This is a genomic window from Actinotalea ferrariae CF5-4 (assembly GCF_000603945.1).
GTDB classification, from domain to species: domain Bacteria; phylum Actinomycetota; class Actinomycetes; order Actinomycetales; family Cellulomonadaceae; genus Actinotalea; species Actinotalea ferrariae.
Genome location: NZ_AXCW01000475.1, coordinates 1 through 1,344 on the forward strand (window position 1 = coordinate 1; position 1,344 = coordinate 1,344).

1 protein-coding gene and 1 pseudogene are annotated in these 1,344 nt (G+C 78.3%); both read right to left on the reverse strand.

The window, feature by feature from the left end; all coding sequences use genetic code 11:
• Positions 1–805: GTPase (locus N866_RS18880; RefSeq protein ID WP_173406181.1), on the reverse strand; the 805-nt coding region annotated here is incomplete at its 3' end.
• Positions 802–1,344, reverse strand: a pseudogene (locus N866_RS21725) (hypothetical protein); the annotation flags it as partial. The pseudogene N866_RS21725 and the gene N866_RS18880, both read right to left, overlap by 4 nt.

Below are 1,344 nucleotides of genomic sequence, written 5' to 3' on the forward strand. Positions count from 1 at the left end.
CCCCCAGCTCCGCCTCCGCCCGTCGCTCGGCCTGGCCCCGGCCGGCGACGGCGCGGGCGATCGCGGCGCGCAGGACGGGCACGCCGTCGCCCGTCGTGGCCGAGGCGGCGTGCACGGGCACGTCGGCGAGCCCGTCCTCCCGCAGCAGGCGGGCGATGTCCCTGAGCAGCGACCCCTGAGCCCCGACGGGGACCGTGTCGACCTGGTTGAGCACCACGAGCATGGATCCCTCGTGACCGACGAGGTGCCGCAGGTACCCGGTGTGCAGGGCGTCGTCGGCGTACTTCTGCGGGTCGACCACCCACACGAGCAGGTCGACCATCGGCAGGAGCCGGTCCACGACCGCACGGTGCTCCTGCGCCACGGAGTCGTGGTCGGGCAGGTCCAGGAGCACCAGACCGCGCAGACCCACCTGCGTGTCGCCGTCCAGGGCGCTCTCCCGCTCGATCCGCCGGTCGGGGGCGACGCCGAGCCAGTCCAGCAGGGCGTCCGCCCCGCCCCACGTGCAGGCGGTGACCGTGGACGTGGTCGGCCGTCGCGCGCCCACGTCGGCGAACTTCAGGCCCGACAGCGCGTTGAAGAGGCTCGACTTGCCCGAGCCCGTGCCGCCCACCAGCGCCACGACCGTGTGGTCCACGCCGAGGGCGAGGCGCTCGCGGACCGCGCTGAGCGAGCGGCGGGCGTCGAGGACCGCGTCGTCGGGCAGCCGGTCCCCACCGCGGTCCAGCGCCTCCTCGAGGTCGCGCACGCGGTGGAGGAGCCCGCGGGTGCGCGGGCCCGCGGCGTCCGACGGCAGCGCGGTCATCTCAGCCCCTTCAGGACGGCGAGGCGGAGCCGGAGGCGGGACGCGGCGTCGTCGGCGAGGTCGGGCGCGGCCAGGACGGCCCGGACAGGGTCGGCGCCGGCGCCCGCCTGGGCGCGCACCCGGGCGGCGAGGTCGTCCTCCAGGCGGCGGACGGCACCCTGCGTGACGTCCGGCCCGAGGGTCCCGGTGAGCAGCACCCCGGCCGCGCCGAGGCCCCCGGCGGCCGCGGCGAGCAGCGTCCCCGCCCCCGGCGCGCCGACACCCTTGACGAGGCGGTCGACCGCGCCCGCGGTCCTCCGGTCACCCGTCCCGAGCTCCGCCAGCACGGTCCCGGCGAGATCGAGCCAGGCCGCGGCGTCGTCGGCGCCGTGGTCCGGCGGCACCTCGGTGGGGCCGACGGCCTCGAGCAGGCCGGTCGCCCCGGGCAGCCGGGAGTCCTCCAGCGCGCCGACGACGCCCTGCGCGGCGTGCCGGCGGGCGGCGGTGAGCAGCACCGTGGCGGACGTGAGGAGCTCCCGGCGCAGGGCGGCCAGCGCCTC